The organism is Pseudoalteromonas sp. MSK9-3, from assembly GCF_003590335.1.
Taxonomy (GTDB): domain Bacteria; phylum Pseudomonadota; class Gammaproteobacteria; order Enterobacterales; family Alteromonadaceae; genus Pseudoalteromonas.
Window position 1 is genome coordinate 164,529 of the sequence record NZ_MIET01000009.1, and the last position, 15,971, is coordinate 180,499.

Below are 15,971 nucleotides of genomic sequence, written 5' to 3' on the forward strand. Positions count from 1 at the left end.
TTGTCTGTAACTTTCCTGACTTGAAAAAAGTAGCGAACCAGCGTAGCTTTATCTGGTCAGATGAGTTTGAGGTGAGTATGGATAAATCACAAGTAATTAGTACCGTAGCCAACATATTTGTTAAACAAATGCCATTTAATCAATTTCTCGGTATCACGGTTCGCCATTTAGATGCCGAGCGCGCCGAAATTGAAATGCCATGGCAAGATAATTTTATTGGTAACCCATCACAGAAAATTTTGCATGGTGGTGTTATTTCAGCTGTGCTCGATAATGTTGGGGGAATGTTAGCAGCTGCATCTATTGTTAATAAACTGGCTGAAAGTGAACTGCAAGGCGTCCCAAAAAAACTAGCAACCTTGGGAACCATTGATATTAGAACAGACTTTTTAAGGCCTGGCCGAGGTGATTATTTTGTTGCGAGTGCGAGCTTGATCCGTTCAGGCAATAAAGTGTGCGTATGTAGAATGGAATTACATAATGACCAAGGCACTCAAATTGCTTTTGGAACAGGTACTTACTTAGTTGGCTAGTGAATTTACCGTTTGCCAGTGCATTATTTCATAATTAGCACGTATAATGCTGGCCTCTTTGCATCCGGTATCATTGAATATGCCAAATAGTAATAATAACCAAGGCTATCTTTATGCAGTACTTGCCTTCTTAATGTGGGGACTTGCCCCTATTTATTTCAAACAGCTCGACCAGATAAATGCCCTCGAAATTTTAACGCATCGTATTGTGTGGTCAGTGCTATTTCTGGCTTTGATCATAGCGGTAACTCAACAGTGGCATAAAATCGCACCTGTCATTAAACAGCCAAAATTAATTTTATTGCTGTGCTTAAGCTCTAGCTTGTTAGGTTTTAATTGGGGACTGTTTATTTGGGCCGTTAACAATGGGCATATGCTTGATGCAAGTTTAGGATATTATATTAATCCTCTATTGAATGTGCTTTTGGGTGTGCTGTTTTTATCTGAGCGTTTACGTCTATGGCAAAAAGTGGCAGTAGGCATGGCATTTGTTGGTGTTACTTTACAGGTGCTTAGTTTTGGTTCATTCCCTGTGATTGCGTTTTCACTAGCCACCTCGTTTGCAATTTACGGATTGCTACGTAAAAAAATGCCTGTGGAGTCGATCCCTGGTTTATTACTTGAAGCGGCTATTTTGTTACCAGCAGCATTGATTTATTGGTCGGTGAGTGAACCCTCAGCCACAACCAACATGGTGAATAATACGGACTTAATTAATGTATTATTGATAAGTGCCGGTATTGTGACGACGTTACCTTTGTTGTGTTTTATTGCGGCAGCGAAACGGTTACCTTATTCAACGTTAGGCTTATTTCAATATATTGGTCCCAGTATTATGTTTGTTTTGGCCGTTGTGCTTTATGGCGAAACATTTACAACTGAGCGAATTTTAACGTTTGCGTGTATTTGGACTGCACTTGCTTTGTTTAGCTGGGACACTTATCGCGCTTCAAAGTAGTGGGTATGGAATAGCTTATAAATTAAGGGCCAAACAAGTGGCCTTTAATTTATAATTCTGTTTCTGCCTTGCTCTTTTGCATCATACAGTTTTACATCTGCAGCCTTGAGTAACGCATCAATTTTTTGCTCTACCATAGAAACAAAGCCGATGGAGATGGTGAAGTGAATTTTATGTGGAGTTAACGACTCACTATTTGAGTCTAAATACTGCCTAAATAGCTCTAATTGCTCTAGATTGTCTTCAATAGAACCTTGTTGAAAGAAAATTGCAAATTCTTCGCCGCCTAATCTAGCTTCCAAATCATGCTCAAAAAACTTATTAAACGTTAATGCAAGGGCGCTGAGTACGTCATCCCCTGCATCGTGGCCATATTGGTCATTGATACTTTTGAAGTGATCAATATCAATCATCGCGAGCGTACTATTTTGTTGTTTCACAGCTCGTGACTTTAGCGTTTTTGTCGTTTGTTCGAAGAAATACCGGCGGTTTGGTAATTTCGTCAAGTAGTCCGTGTTTGCTTGTAATCTAATGGTGGCGATATTGTCGAGCATATCGACGTTTTGGCTTAATCGACAATAAAACTCCTCGGCGTTAAAGGGTTTTCTCAGGTAGTCATTGGCACCATTTTTCAAAAATCGAGCAGATAAATGCGACGTATTAGACCCTGAAATACCAATAATTGCTTTATCATCGTTGCTGTACAGTCGACGAATTTCTCCACATAACTCAACTCCGCTCATTATGGGCATTTCATTATCTGTAATTATCACCGAGATATCTGGATGTTTTTGCAATACATCTAAACCTTCTTGGCCATCTCCAGCTTCGAGCACTTGATACTTATGCCGTTCTAGCAAGGCACTTACGTAGCGCCTAGTTTGGCGAGAATCGTCTACCACTAAAACTTGGACGCTTTCATTACGTGGCAAACGTTGCAGCTGCCTTTTTAGATACTGGTAAGCTTGCTTATTCTCTTTGGTGATGTAGTCAATGATAGGGTATTTTTCGACTGTTTCCCGGGTTTTACTGTCTAAATTACCCGTCATAACAATCGTCGGTATTTCAGCCTTAATAGTACAAGGGATCGCCTCTCCATTCGGGGCGTCAGGCAAGATAAAATCAACCACAGCGCAAAAGTATTGATTTTGACTAACGAGTGCTTTTGCTTCCGCGAGTGAGCCCGCAATATCCGCAGCATACCCAGAAGACACAGCGATGTGCTTCTGAACTTTGGCAATTGTGGGTGTATCTTCAATGATAAGTATTCGTCGAGTCACTTAAATAAGCCTAGTATATTCGCTAATACGCACATCCTAGTTGTAAACCTATCTGGTTAAAAAAGCAATGCTTAATATCAGGTATAAGTTTATAACTAATTGTTTTTCGTTATATTGTAATAATACTAGTCTAAATATATACGATGACAAGTAGGTAATGAGATGTCGTGGCAAGTTATGCTACATTTTTATCGTTTATGTGCCTTGCTCACGTACAGCTGAGTATTAAAGTATATTCTTTGCGTAATTAGTGTGTTGAATTACAGAATACCTTTTGTCTCACCCTGCGATTATTTGGGTATAAGTCGTTGGTCTCGCTTTCGGTAATTTGAGTACATACGCCGTCATCTCTGCACTTGGTAAATTCGCTAAACGATTGTTCATGATCTATCCCTTACATACAGTATGTGTGCTGTGGTTTCTTTGCTGCGTTTCTATATGCGTCTTTGACACCTATTGAGGGGGTAATGTGGATATTGAGCTACTAAAAACTTTTTTAGAAGTGGTCAAAACACGGCATTTTGGCCGTGCCGCAAATAATTTGTATATCACGCAATCAGCGGTCAGTTGCAGAGTGCGGCAGCTAGAGCAAAGTTTAGGCGTGAGTTTGTTCTCTAGACAGCGAAACAATATTCAGTTAACAGTATCGGGTGAGTGCTTATTGCCTCATGCACAAACAATATTAGCTGATATGCAGCGTGCAAAAGCGGATGTTGCGCTCACGAGTGATCAGCCTATGCAATTCACATTGGCGGCGACCGCCAATGTGTGGGAAGTTTTTTTACATAATGAAATGCATCAAATCGTCAGGTCGCTTCCTGATACCGCGTTATTAGCTGAGGTGAAGGGACGGCAAGAAAGCATAAAGCGACTACTTGATCACTCGCTAGATTTGGCGTTTATGTTTGATCCACCTGATGTCGATGAGCTGGTTGTTAAGCAAGTTCAGACATTATCCATTATTGCTGTGAGTACGGTTGCCCGTCAAAATATGGCAACTTTTTTTAATGAGCAGTATGTCTTTGTGGACTGGGGGACAGCATTTTCTCAGTGGCATGCTAAGCAATTTAAGGAGGTAGGAATACCGCGTATCAGCACCAATACTGGGGGGGCTGCACTTGATTTAATATTAACGTTAGGCGGAAGTATGTTTATGGATAAATCGCATGTCACTCACAAATTAGACACTGGCATATTACATCATGTGACGCAGGGCGCTCAGTGCCCAGTCGCTATTTATGCTGTTTACCATAAAAATACAGAACAAGTTGAAAATATCTCTAACACGCTATGTGATTTCACTTAAATGTCTTTTTTATGAATTAACCATGTTGTTTTCTATGCTTTGTTTTTTATTTAAGTTTTTGTTTTTAATTTATTTTTTAATTTTGGTTTAATTTTGGTTTCATTTTGGTTTCATTTTTAAGGCAAAATATTGACCGTAATAATGGGAGTGTAATATTTCTGTCATTATGGGCTGGCACACTGCGCCTGTCTAAAAAATTACGTGTTACGATATTGAGGAATATAAACATGAAACCAGTTAAATCAACGCTTTTATTATCAGTATTAAGTGCTCTATCTTTCAACGCTCAAGCTGATGTAACAGTGTATGGTAAAGCAAACGTTTCTGTGCAATCGAGTGATGAAGGTGAAGGTTCTGTTACTGAATTAAAGAGTAATACTTCACGTTTTGGGTTTAAAGGTGGCGAAAAGCTCGATAATAATTTAGAAGTTTTCTACCGTTTTGAGTTTCAAGTTGATATTACAGACGCTGACTCAAAAGGTGACAAAGACAATATCACAGCACGTAATCAATATGTTGGTGTGAAAGGTAATTTTGGTGAAGTCCTAATTGGTCGAAAGGACACTGTATTTAAACTGTCTCAAGGCCGAGTGGATTTATTTAACGATGTTGAAGGTGATATCAAAAACCACCTTAAAGGTGAGAATCGTTTAGGTAACTCAATTACTTATAACTCTAACAGTTTCAATGGTTTTAAGGTTCATGGAACTTTTATAGCTGAGGATGACGCTGAGGGTGAGAATGGTTACTCAGCAGCATTATCTTATGGCGACAGCAAACTGAAGAAAAGTAACATTTATGGCGCAATATCTGCTGACAGCGATGTAAAAGGCTATGATGCAGTACGTTTAACCGTGCAAGGTAAAGTGGCTGATGTAAAGCTAGGTGCAATATATCAAACCCAAGAACGTGTTGATGGTTCAGACAAAGCCGATGGTTACGTATTAAGCGCTTCTTATAAGATGGGCGCCAATACACTTAAAGCGCAATATCAAGTTATGGATTTTGATCAAGGAGATAAAATTGATGGTGTCTCTGTGGGGATTGACCATAAATTAAATAAAGTAACGAAGATATATGGTTTTTACACCTCATTCGACGGTGATAACCAAGTTGAGCGTGACTATTTAGCAGTAGGCTTTGAATATAAGTTCTAACATGCTGAGCGCTTCGTATAACCGATATCCTATATGAGTTATACGAAGCGTCTTTACTTCACTAGCCCTGCTGAGTGAGTACTAGATACTTTTCAGCTAATGTATCTAAGCTTTCTCGTTTATTGGGATCTGGTTTAATACAATCAATGGGACACACGCTTACACAAGTAGGTGAATCATAATGGCCGACACACTCGGTGCACTTGTCTGGGTCTATCTCATATATTGTTTGGCCAAAATAAATGGCTTGATTCGGACATTCCGGATCACACATGTCACAGTTAATGCATTTATTATTGATCAACAAAGCCATACTCAATCCTATTTAAATGGGTTACGCGTATCTTGGTTTTCACCTAAATTACGCATCAAAATAGCATGCTCTAAGTTAATATCTTCCGGTAATGGGATCTGTACAATATGACCAGACCCTTTTGCATCTGTAATACGCTGCCCCTTTTGGTTTTCCATATGCGCCAAATTAAAGGCAATATTGCCTTTTGGTGTCATCAGTTCAAGGCTGTGGCCTGTACAAAATTTATTTTTAACGTCAATTTCAACTAATCCGTTGGCGTGTCTACCCAGTATTTCCCCCACAAATTGCTGTTTATCACTGATTGAATGCCCGTACTCATAATTTTGATAATCTTGATGTGCATGTCGTTTTAAAAAGCCTTCGGTGTAGCCTCGATGTGCCAGATTTTCGAGTGTACGCATTAATGTAGGATCAAAAGGTTTACCAGCCACGGCATCATCTATTGCTTTTCTATAGACTTGTGCCGTGCGCGCAACATAGTAAAAAGACTTGGTTCTGCCCTCAATTTTAAGGCTATGCACACCCATTTTGGTCAGTTGTTCCACATATTGTACTGCACGTAAATCTTTGGAATTCATAATATAGGTACCATGCTCGTCTTCAAAAGCGGGCATGTATTCGCCTGGGCGGCCAGGTTCTTCTAGCATAAATGTAGCGTTGGTAGGGGCACCAGAGCCAAGTGTTGGGAGTACCTCGCTGGGGTCAATTTGATGTACAAGATCGCCCGTTTCGTTTTCTTTGGCAGGCTTTGCATCATATTCCCAGCGGCACGCATTGGTGCAAGTTCCTTGATTTGGATCGCGTTTATTGATGTATCCCGATAGCAAACAGCGGCCTGAGTAAGCCATGCACAATGCGCCATGTACAAATACTTCTAGTTCAGTACCTGGGCAGTGAGTGCGAATTTCGTCAATTTCATCAAGCGACAATTCTCGAGACAAAATGACCCGTTCTATCCCTTGTTGTGCCCAAAACTTCACACTCGCAAAATTGACGGCATTGGCCTGTACAGATAAATGGATCGGCATATCAGGCCACTTTTCTCGCACCAGCATGATCAATCCAGGATCTGACATGATCAATGCATCAGGCTGCATTGCAATGACAGGTTCAATGTCTCTTAGGTAGGTTTTTACTTTACTATTGTGTGGTGCAATATTGGATACGACATACAGCTTTTTATTTTGTTGGTGTGCTTCATGGATCCCCAGTGCTAAATTGTCTAAATCAAACTCGTTATTGCGTACTCTTAAACTGTAGCGGGGTTGCCCGGCATAAACTGCATCGGCACCGTATGCAAAAGCGTAACGCATATTCTTTATACTACCGGCAGGTGAAAGGAGTTCTGGTATAAACATAGTAAATAAACCTCATCATTGAACTGGGTTCAAGCCAGCTGTTGGGGTCAAAAATTGACGTGAAAGTGAAAAGCGGCGCAGTATAATGGGCGTTTGGTTGTTCTTCGTTGACGCAGATCATTATTTCATTGACTGTTGATTTACTTTGTCTCTCTTTTTCCTTGTCAAGATAGCGGGCGAATCTAGTAGGCTTTTTCTGGCAAAAAGCGTATAATTCGCGGCCGTTAATATTCATAAACTATTTTGGAGCAAAAAAGATGGCTTTAGAGCGTACTTTTTCAATCATCAAGCCTGATGCGGTAGCTAAAAACCACATCGGTGCAATCTATAACCGTTTCGAATCAGCTGGTCTTAAGATCGTTGCTTCTAAAATGGTTCACCTTTCTCAAGAGAAAGCTGAAGGTTTCTACGCAGAGCACAAAGAACGTCCTTTCTTTGGCGCACTTGTTTCTTTCATGACGTCTGGTCCAGTAATGGTTCAGGTTCTTGAAGGTGAGAACGCAGTACTTAAAAACCGTGAAATCATGGGTGCTACTAACCCTGCTGAAGCACTAGCTGGTACTTTACGTGCTGACTACGCAGACAGCATCGATGAAAATGCGGTACACGGTTCAGATGCTCCAGAGTCTGCTGCACGTGAAATCGCTTACTTCTTCGCTGAAGAAGAGCTTTGCCCACGTACTCGTTAATATCGAGCGTAAGCAAAGGAAAGAAGGGCTTTCGAGCCCTTTTTTTGTCTCTATTTAAAGTCTGTTTTGCAAAATGTTTAGTCAGTCTTAGGTATGAACCTTTTGCAAAGCAATCAACAATGATTGTTAAGTTTGCCTGTTTTTTGTACAATGCACGGCTACCTTATCGTTGTTATACCGTCACCTGAATTGAGGTTGTTTCATGGCCACTACTGAGAAAAAAATTAACTTACTTGATCTAAATCGCGAGGGGATGCGCGAACTTTTTGCATCGTACGGAGAGAAACCGTTTCGTGCAGATCAGGTGATGAAATGGATTTATCACTTTGGTATTGATGATTTTGAGCAAATGAGCAATATCAATAAAAAGCTTAAAGCAAAATTATCTGCTGATTGTGAGATTGTTGCGCCAGAGATCTCAGTTCGACAAGAAGCCAGTGATGGCACTATTAAGTACGCTTTGGTACTCGAAGGCGGTCAAGAAGTTGAAACTGTCTGGATCCCAGATAAAGACCGAGCCACATTATGTGTCTCTTCACAAGTTGGCTGTGCGCTAGAGTGTACATTTTGTTCGACAGCTCAGCAGGGCTTTAACCGTAACTTAAAAGTATCTGAAATTATTGGTCAAGTATGGCGAGTGGCAAAAGATATTGGTTTGCATGACGGTGACAGCACTAAACGTCCGGTGACGAACGTAGTAATGATGGGGATGGGTGAACCGCTACTTAACGTGAACAATGTTGTTCCTGCGATGGAATTGATGATGGATGATTGGGCATTTGGTTTATCTAAGCGCCGAGTTACATTGAGCACATCTGGGGTGGTGCCTGCTCTCGATATTTTGAAAGAGCGTATTGATGTTGCGTTGGCCATTTCGCTGCACGCGCCAACAAATGATTTACGTGATGTGTTGGTACCGATTAATAAAAAGTACCCAATTGAAGAGTTTTTAGCTGCGTGTCGTCGTTATATTGATGGCTCTAAAGCGAATAAAGATGTCACCATTGAATATGTTATGTTGCAAGGTATTAACGACAGTACAGATCAAGCCCATGAGCTCGTGAAAGTATTAAAAGGGACACCGTCAAAAATTAATCTGATCCCATTTAACCCATTCCCAGGCAATGAGTATGGTCGTTCAAGTAACAGCCGTATTGATCGCTTTTCTAAAGTATTACAAGCAGCAGGGTTAACCTGTATTGTACGCCGTACTCGTGGTGATGATATTGATGCAGCATGTGGTCAATTAGTCGGTGACGTTGTTGATAGAACGAAACGTTTAGCTAAAAAGCAAATGCGTGAAGATAACGCCATTGCGGTTTCTGTTAAGGCCAGTTAAGTAAATCAGTTTATAAAAGCCCTTTTGTCTAAAAAACAGATGAAACATAAGGGCTTTTAGGTAATATAGAGGCTCGATGTTCTTACATAATGGGTGGTGCATGCGTTCTTGCTTAATATTATCTGTGGTTTTGCTTTTTCTTTCAGGGTGTGTGACTGAAACGAGCTCTGTTACACGTAATAACCCCAGTGCTAAAAATACAGTTAATAATCAAGACGCAGCGAAAACTCGAATCGCATTAGCGTTGCAATACCTTAATGCCGGTAACACCACACAAGCAAAATTCAATTTAGAACGAGCCGCTTCTTTTGCGCCAGAGTTACCAGAAGTCCACTATGCGCTAGCTTATTATTATGAACAAGTAGGTGAACCGCAATGGGCAAAAAAGGCCTATTTAACCGCACTTTCTCTTAACCCTAACGATCCCAATGCGTTGAATAATTATGGTACGTTTTTGTGCCGCATTGAGGACTTCGATGGGGCGTCAGAGCAGCTTTTAAAAGCGATTAGTATTCCCAGTTACCTGCGTGTTGCTCAAAGTTACGAAAACTTGGCGCTGTGTGCGGTAAAACAAGATAAATTTGCCCTCGCATTAGAGTATTTAGAAAGTGCAGTGCAACATAATGGCAGACGGCCTTCAGCACTGATTGCTTTGGCTGCTTTGTTTTATGCAAAAAGTGACTTACATCAAGCTGAAGGTGTTTTAAAGGTATATAAAGAGCGCGGCTTTATGTCGGCGCGTGCCTTGTTGCTAGAACATTTATTGCATCAGCGCATGGGGCATTTACAACAAGCACAAACGTTATCAGATACCCTGATACAGAACTACCCGAGTTCACGTCAGGCATCTTTGGTGTTGCGAGATGAGTTGAAGCGCTCTGAGTTTGAAAAGTTAAAAGAGCAATACCGTCAGGCACAAATCAAACAAATTACGCAAACTGACACAACACATGTGGTGAGCCAGCCAAAGATAAAAATTACGCGTAAAAAAGCGCCCAGTTTAGCAAAGCCAGCAACTTTTAAAAAAGCCGCGTTAACCGCGAATACTGATAGTGTTTCTTTACGTCAAGAGCCAACACAGTTCACATCGAGTTCACCTGCCACGATTACAATACCGCAACCCAAAAAAGCAGTAGAACCTGATGATGAGGTGCGTAATGTGGAGGCTGTAGATGTAAGTGACACGGTAAGTAATAACGTAGTCGATGATGAAGTGAGAGTGATATCATTTGGTGACAGTGTGGACAAAAGTGGACCTTCAGAGAGTGTCGTACAGTTTTATAAGACAGATCCAACCGAGGTCGTGTTTTCAGAGCCGAGCACGTTTAATACTCCGACCTTTAATACGGAGCTCTCGACTGAACAAAATAATATAGCACAACGACACATGCCATTACTCAATGGTGAAGTAATCCCCCCTAATGTGCCTTTTCACATTGTGAAGGTAGCCGAAAACTTATTTAGCTTGTCGGTTCGTTATGACATTAAAATGGCTAAATTGTTAGTTTGGAATAACCTTAAAGCGTCTGACAAAGTGTCAGCGGGGCAAAAGGTCTTTTTAAATAATCCTCAGATCACGCACAACATACGATCTGATGATACTTTACTGAATATAGCGACTCAGCATGGATTGCAGATCGATGATTTAATGCGATGGAACAAATTGACACCTGATGTGGCCTTAACTGAAGGCCACAGTTTACTTATTGTAGATCCTAATAGTTACGTTTTATGAATCAAGAATCAATCGAAACAGAAGAAATATCCCCGTCTTTAGGACGTGCATTACAAGTAGCGCGTGAAGCTGCTGAATTATCTGTTGATGAAGTGGCGGAGCGCTTAAAGCTCAGCCCGCAGCAGATCCGTCAGTTGGAGCAAGATGATTATAATAAACTCGGGCCGCTGACTTTTGTGCGTGGCTATTTAAAAAGTTATTGTGCCGTACTGGGTTTACCAGTGGAAGATACGCTGACTTTATTTAAAACACCAGAAGTACAAGTGACAACCAAGCATATGCAAAGCTTCTCGCGTCGCACAGAAAAAGAAGCCAGTGATAACCGTTTAATGATCATCAGTTACGTTATTTTAGTGATCATCCTTGGTGCACCGGGGATTTGGTGGTGGCAGTCAAGTACAACCGTGTCAACGCCTGAGGTAGCGAATACGTTAGTGGCGAGTACAGCAGAAAAACCAGTCTTAGAAACCATAGTTGCAGAGCAAGGTACGTCGGACGCGGTTGTGACTGAGTCCGCTGAACTTGGGCAAACTGAGCAGGTGACAGTTGAGGCCCCTGCGACAATTGAGTCAATACCACAGACTGTTACGATTGAGCCGGTAAATACCGTCAGTGAGGCCGACAACGCAACTGGCTTAAGTACCATAGTGATGCGCTTTAGCGATGACAGTTGGGTTGAGATTTTTGATGCGACGCAAGAGCGTGTTGCGTTTGGTGTTAAAAAAGCTGGATATACTATGACTGTACAAGGGGAAGCGCCATTTTCAGTCGTACTTAACAAGCATTTGATGGTAGAGGTTGAGTTAGATGGCAAATTAATTGATTTGACCGCCCTACCGAAAAACCGATTAGCAAAATTTAAATTACCGTTAGTAGAGTAACCGTCATGTTTTCAGAATCTCCTATTAAACGCAGAAAATCGACCCGAATTAATGTAGGCAATGTGCCTATTGGTGATGGTGCGCCGATTGCGGTGCAATCAATGACGAACACCAATACCATGGACATTGACGCAACGGTCGCACAAATTCAAGCGATACAAGATGCGGGGGCCGATATTGTACGTGTCTCTGTGCCGACGATGGACGCAGCTGAAGCCTTTAAGAGTATAAAAGAGCAAGTTGATATTCCATTGGTAACAGACATTCATTTTGACTACCGCATTGCGCTTAAGGTGGCGGAGTATGGTGCGGATTGTCTGCGTATTAATCCGGGAAATATTGGCAGTGAAGACAGAATACGCGCAGTGGTTGATGCGGCGGGTGAACGTGATATTCCTATTCGTATTGGGGTTAATGGCGGATCGCTAGAGCGTGATTTACAAGAAAAGTACGGCGAGCCGACACCTGAAGCGTTACTCGAGTCTGCGATGCGCCACGTTGAAATATTACAGCGTTTGAAGTTTGATCAGTTTAAAGTGTCAGTGAAAGCGTCTGATGTATTTCTTGCTGTGGGTGCTTATCGCTTGTTAGCGAAAGAAATTGATCAGCCATTGCATTTAGGGATCACGGAAGCCGGTGGTTTTAGGTCGGGCTCAGTGAAGTCAGCTGTTGGCCTTGGCATGCTGCTAGCCGAAGGGATTGGAGATACATTGCGTGTGTCTTTGGCAGCTGATCCCGTCCAAGAAATTAAAGTGGGCTTTGATATTTTAAAATCACTGCGTATTCGTTCGCGAGGCATAAACTTTATTGCGTGTCCAAGTTGTTCACGTCAAGAGTTTGATGTTGTAAATACTATGAACCAACTTGAAGAGCGCTTAGAAGACATCGTGACACCGATGTCTGTTTCAGTCATTGGGTGTGTTGTGAATGGGCCTGGTGAAGCTTTGATTAGTGATATCGGACTGGCCGGTGCAAATCGTCGTTCTGGGCTTTATATTAATGGCGAACGTCAAAAAATGCGTATCGACAATGATAATATTGTTGAGCAATTGGAAGCGCAAGTGCGTGACTTTGTCGCTAAAAAAGAAGCGCAGCCAGCGATAGATATCAAAATAGTCGAATAAATACAGTAGTGAAACGGTTCATACACGGATTATCGGTTTAGAGTCGTTTACGTTTTAAGCGAGCACGGTATAATGAGCGATTAATTTTCAACGCATTATTGTGCGTTTATCGTGCTCGTATCAGTTTTAATAATTATTAGTTAGGATTTTCAGTGGCGAAACAAATTCAGGCAGTTCGTGGAATGAACGATTGTCTGCCAGGTACTACACAGATTTGGCAGAAAGTAGAGCAAACATTACGTCAAACGGTGGCGTCTTATGGATATCAAGAGATCCGTTTTCCTGTTGTTGAATCTACTGATTTATTTAAGCGCTCTATTGGTGAAGTAACCGATATCGTTGAAAAAGAAATGTACACTTTTGAAGATCGTAGTGGTGATAGTCTTACATTACGACCTGAAGGCACCGCCGTATGTGTGCGAGCGGGCAACCAAAATGGTTTGCTTTACAACCAAGAACAGCGTTTATGGTACATGGGTCCTATGTTCCGTCATGAGCGTCCACAAAAAGGCCGTTACCGTCAATTCCATCAGTTTGGTGTTGAAACCTTTGGCATGGCGAGTGCAGACATTGATGCAGAAGTTATTTTATTAACCGCACGTTTGTGGCAAGCATTTGGTATTATGGATCACGTGCGCTTGGAGCTTAACTCTCTGGGTTCAAATGAAGCGCGTGCTGAATACCGAGATGCACTGGTGGCGTTTTTAGAGCAGCATATTGAACACTTAGATGAAGACAGTAAGCGCCGTATGCATTCAAATCCATTGCGTGTATTAGACAGTAAAAACCCTGATGTTCAAGCAATTTTGGTGAATGCACCGAAGCTATCGGAACACTTAGATGAAGAGTCTCAAGCACATTTTGCAAATTTATGTGAACGTTTAGATGCCGCTGGCGTCGAATACCAGGTTAATGAAAAGCTGGTACGTGGCTTAGATTATTATAACCGCACCGTATTTGAATGGGTTACAGACAGCTTAGGTGCACAAGGCACTGTCTGTGCTGGTGGTCGTTATGATGGCTTAGTTGAGCAACTCGGCGGCAAAGCAACCCCAGCCGTTGGTTTTGCAATGGGGCTAGAGCGTTTAGTGCTTATGTTGCAAGAGTTAGACCGCGTGGGTGATATTCGCCGTAATGCCGATGTATATGTGGCTGCTATGGGTGAAAAAGCCAGTATTCAAGCCCCGGTGATTGCTGAGGAACTACGTAGCGACGTAACTGGATTACGTGTTATGGTGCATGCTGGTGGCGGCAATTTCAAAAAACAATTAAAACGTGCTGATAAAAGTGATGCTTTAGTTGCTTTAATCTTAGGTGAAGATGAATTGGCTGAAGGTAAAGTAACCGTTAAGTATCTTCGCGAACAAAAAGAACAAGTGACCTTGTCTATTGCAGAGGTGAAAACCTTACTTGCAGACTTGGCTGAATAAGAGGTAACAATGGAAATTTATTCAACAGAAGAACAACAAGCAGAAGCAATCAAGCAGTTTTTCCGAGACAATGGTGTCTCATTGGCTTTAGGTATTGTGCTTGGGTTAGGTGGTTTATATGGTTGGAAAGCGTATAACCAAAGTCAGATCACTAACGCAGAGGCTGCTTCTAACGCTTATAGTGAAATTGTAGAAGGCGAAGAAGTGTTAGCCAGTGCTGAGTCGTTCATTGCCAATAATAGTGATTCAAATTATGCGGTATTAGCAGCATTTGTTGCCGCAAAAGAAGCGGTTGATAAGCAGCAGTATAGTGTTGCGACGGAAAAACTACGTTTTGCTGCGGATACAGTTAAAAACCCTGAACTTAAAGCAACAGCGTTAACACGTTTGGCGCGCATTCAACTAACAGAAAAGAAGTTAGACGAAGCATTAGCAACGTTAAATACACCAATGCCGGCCAGTTTTAATGCACAAGTCTCTGAAATTAAAGGTGACGTGTACCTCGAAAAAGGTGATAAACAGTCAGCTCGTACACATTATCAAGCGGCGGTTAGCGCCAGTGAAGATGCAAATAATACGTTATTGCAAAACAAGCTAGATGATTTAGCCACTGCACAGCCTGCAGCATAAGGAGCTAACATGAAACAGCTTAGTTTAGCCACTTTGGCGTTATGTATGGCGTCGTTGTTGAGTGGGTGTTCGTCGAGTGACGACGATGAAGATGTTTTAGTTCTGCCTGAAATCAATAATCAATTTGAGACTCAGATTGCATGGCAAGAAAGTATAGGAAGTGGCGTTGAGCATTACTTTTCTCGCTTAACACCAACTGTGTATGAAGACAAAGTGTTTGTCGCTGAACGCAATGGTGAAGTAAGAGCCCTAGACATTAATACGGGTAACACATTGTGGGAAACTGAAACACGGGAAAACCAAGCATTTTGGCCTTGGGAAGACAGTGATGGTGCAAAGCTTTCTGGCGGTATTTTACAAGCATTCGGCAAGGTATATATTGGCTCTGAGCATGGTGAAGTCATTGCGTTAGATCGTGAATCTGGTGAGATTGTTTGGCGTAAATCAGTGCCTGGTGAAGCGTTATCTTCTCCGGCTGCTGGGGATGGTTTGATTTACGTGAACTTAGGCTCAGGTAAATTATTAGCATTACACCCAGATACAGGTGAAGAGCGTTGGCGTCACGAGCAAGAAGTACCAGCGTTAACACTGCGTGGGTTAAGCTCGCCAACAAGTGCAAATGGTGGTGTGCTGTTCGGTGAAGAAAGTGGTAAACTGTCGGTCTTAATTGCTGAAAATGGTTATTCTGCTTGGAGTGCTGATGTTGCGCTAGCAAAAGGTGCGTCAGAATTTGAGCGATTAGTGGATGTTGATACCAAGCCGATTGTCAGTGGCTCGAACGTATATGCTATTGCTTACAATGGTAATTTAGCCGCTGTAGATGTACGAAATGGTAATGTTATTTGGAAACGCGAATATAGCAGTTACCGAGATTTTAGCATTGAATTGAATTCCATCTATATTGTAGATAGCGAAGGTGTTGTTTATGCACTAGATAAAGACTCAGGTATTGAGCGTTGGAGCCAACCAGCATTGCGCGGATGGTATTTAACCACGCCAACAGTCGCTGGGGATTATTTAGTGGTAGGGGACCAAGAAGGTAACTTACATTGGTTAGATAAACAAAGTGGTCAGCTGGTATCAAGAGAGAGTTTTGATAGTTCAGGTTTCTTTGTAGAACCTGTGGTTGCTGGCGACAAGCTAATTTTATACACCCGAGATGGTGAAGTTAGCGCCGTTAAAATTCCATAACACTTAGTTATTATTAAGTTTGTTAAGGCTTCGCTTTGCGAAGC

15 protein-coding genes are annotated in these 15,971 nt (G+C 41.8%); 12 read left to right on the plus strand and 3 right to left on the minus strand.

Features of this window, described 5'->3' with window-relative positions; translation table 11 throughout:
• Positions 1-77: 77 nt before the first annotated feature.
• Positions 78-533, plus strand: a complete 456-nt coding sequence (locus tag BGP78_RS02855; protein WP_119860077.1) for a thioesterase family protein — start codon at positions 78-80, stop codon at positions 531-533.
• A gap of 79 nt (positions 534-612) precedes the next feature.
• A complete protein-coding gene (gene rarD / locus BGP78_RS02860) occupies positions 613-1,491 on the plus strand; it encodes an EamA family transporter RarD (protein ID WP_119860078.1) in 879 nt (292 codons plus the stop codon).
• A 44-nt stretch (positions 1,492-1,535) separates the two neighbouring features.
• Here rarD and BGP78_RS02865 read toward each other — a convergent pair whose 3' ends face one another.
• Positions 1,536-2,771 carry a response regulator gene (locus BGP78_RS02865; RefSeq protein ID WP_119859984.1) on the minus strand — a complete coding sequence of 412 codons (1,236 nt, stop codon included), beginning with the start codon at positions 2,769-2,771 and terminating at the stop codon, positions 1,536-1,538.
• A 469-nt stretch (positions 2,772-3,240) separates the two neighbouring features.
• On the opposite strand from BGP78_RS02865, the gene BGP78_RS02870 reads away from it, so the two are divergent.
• Positions 3,241-4,077 (plus strand): LysR family transcriptional regulator, encoded by an 837-nt coding sequence (locus BGP78_RS02870; RefSeq protein ID WP_119859985.1) that lies wholly within the window; start codon positions 3,241-3,243, stop codon positions 4,075-4,077.
• Positions 4,078-4,304: 227 nt separating this feature from the next.
• On the plus strand, positions 4,305-5,234 hold the full coding sequence (locus tag BGP78_RS02875; protein ID WP_119859986.1) for a porin: 930 nt from the start codon (positions 4,305-4,307) through the stop codon (positions 5,232-5,234).
• Positions 5,235-5,295: 61 nt separating this feature from the next.
• Here BGP78_RS02875 and BGP78_RS02880 read toward each other — a convergent pair whose 3' ends face one another.
• Both BGP78_RS02880 and yegQ read right to left on the minus strand, forming a co-directional pair.
• Positions 5,296-5,547 (minus strand): YfhL family 4Fe-4S dicluster ferredoxin, encoded by a 252-nt coding sequence (locus BGP78_RS02880; protein WP_119859987.1) that lies wholly within the window; start codon positions 5,545-5,547, stop codon positions 5,296-5,298.
• Positions 5,548-5,555: 8 nt separating this feature from the next.
• Complete coding sequence (gene yegQ, locus BGP78_RS02885) at positions 5,556-6,908, minus strand: tRNA 5-hydroxyuridine modification protein YegQ (RefSeq protein WP_119859988.1); 1,353 nt, start codon at positions 6,906-6,908, stop codon at positions 5,556-5,558.
• A 257-nt stretch (positions 6,909-7,165) separates the two neighbouring features.
• On the opposite strand from yegQ, the gene ndk reads away from it, so the two are divergent.
• The 8 genes from ndk (at position 7,166) to bamB (ending at position 15,927) form a co-directional block, all read left to right on the plus strand.
• A complete protein-coding gene (gene ndk / locus BGP78_RS02890; RefSeq protein ID WP_010364190.1) occupies positions 7,166-7,597 on the plus strand; it encodes a nucleoside-diphosphate kinase in 432 nt (143 codons plus the stop codon).
• A 202-nt stretch (positions 7,598-7,799) separates the two neighbouring features.
• A complete protein-coding gene (locus BGP78_RS02895) occupies positions 7,800-8,936 on the plus strand; it encodes a bifunctional tRNA (adenosine(37)-C2)-methyltransferase TrmG/ribosomal RNA large subunit methyltransferase RlmN (RefSeq protein ID WP_010364188.1) in 1,137 nt (378 codons plus the stop codon).
• A 100-nt stretch (positions 8,937-9,036) separates the two neighbouring features.
• A complete protein-coding gene (gene pilW, locus BGP78_RS02900; protein WP_119860079.1) occupies positions 9,037-10,671 on the plus strand; it encodes a type IV pilus biogenesis/stability protein PilW in 1,635 nt (544 codons plus the stop codon).
• Positions 10,668-11,552 carry a RodZ domain-containing protein gene (locus tag BGP78_RS02905; protein ID WP_119859989.1) on the plus strand — a complete coding sequence of 295 codons (885 nt, stop codon included), beginning with the start codon at positions 10,668-10,670 and terminating at the stop codon, positions 11,550-11,552. The genes pilW and BGP78_RS02905 overlap by 4 nt, the downstream gene beginning before the upstream one ends.
• A gap of 5 nt (positions 11,553-11,557) precedes the next feature.
• Positions 11,558-12,676: a flavodoxin-dependent (E)-4-hydroxy-3-methylbut-2-enyl-diphosphate synthase gene (gene ispG, locus BGP78_RS02910; protein WP_119859990.1), complete on the plus strand. Its 1,119-nt coding sequence runs from the start codon at positions 11,558-11,560 to the stop codon at positions 12,674-12,676.
• Between the two features lie 152 nt (positions 12,677-12,828).
• Complete coding sequence (gene hisS / locus BGP78_RS02915; protein ID WP_119859991.1) at positions 12,829-14,106, plus strand: histidine--tRNA ligase; 1,278 nt, start codon at positions 12,829-12,831, stop codon at positions 14,104-14,106.
• Positions 14,107-14,115: 9 nt separating this feature from the next.
• Positions 14,116-14,736: a tetratricopeptide repeat protein gene (locus BGP78_RS02920; protein WP_119859992.1), complete on the plus strand. Its 621-nt coding sequence runs from the start codon at positions 14,116-14,118 to the stop codon at positions 14,734-14,736.
• 9 nt (positions 14,737-14,745) lie between these two features.
• Positions 14,746-15,927: an outer membrane protein assembly factor BamB gene (gene bamB, locus BGP78_RS02925; protein ID WP_119859993.1), complete on the plus strand. Its 1,182-nt coding sequence runs from the start codon at positions 14,746-14,748 to the stop codon at positions 15,925-15,927.
• Positions 15,928-15,971 lie beyond the last annotated feature (44 nt).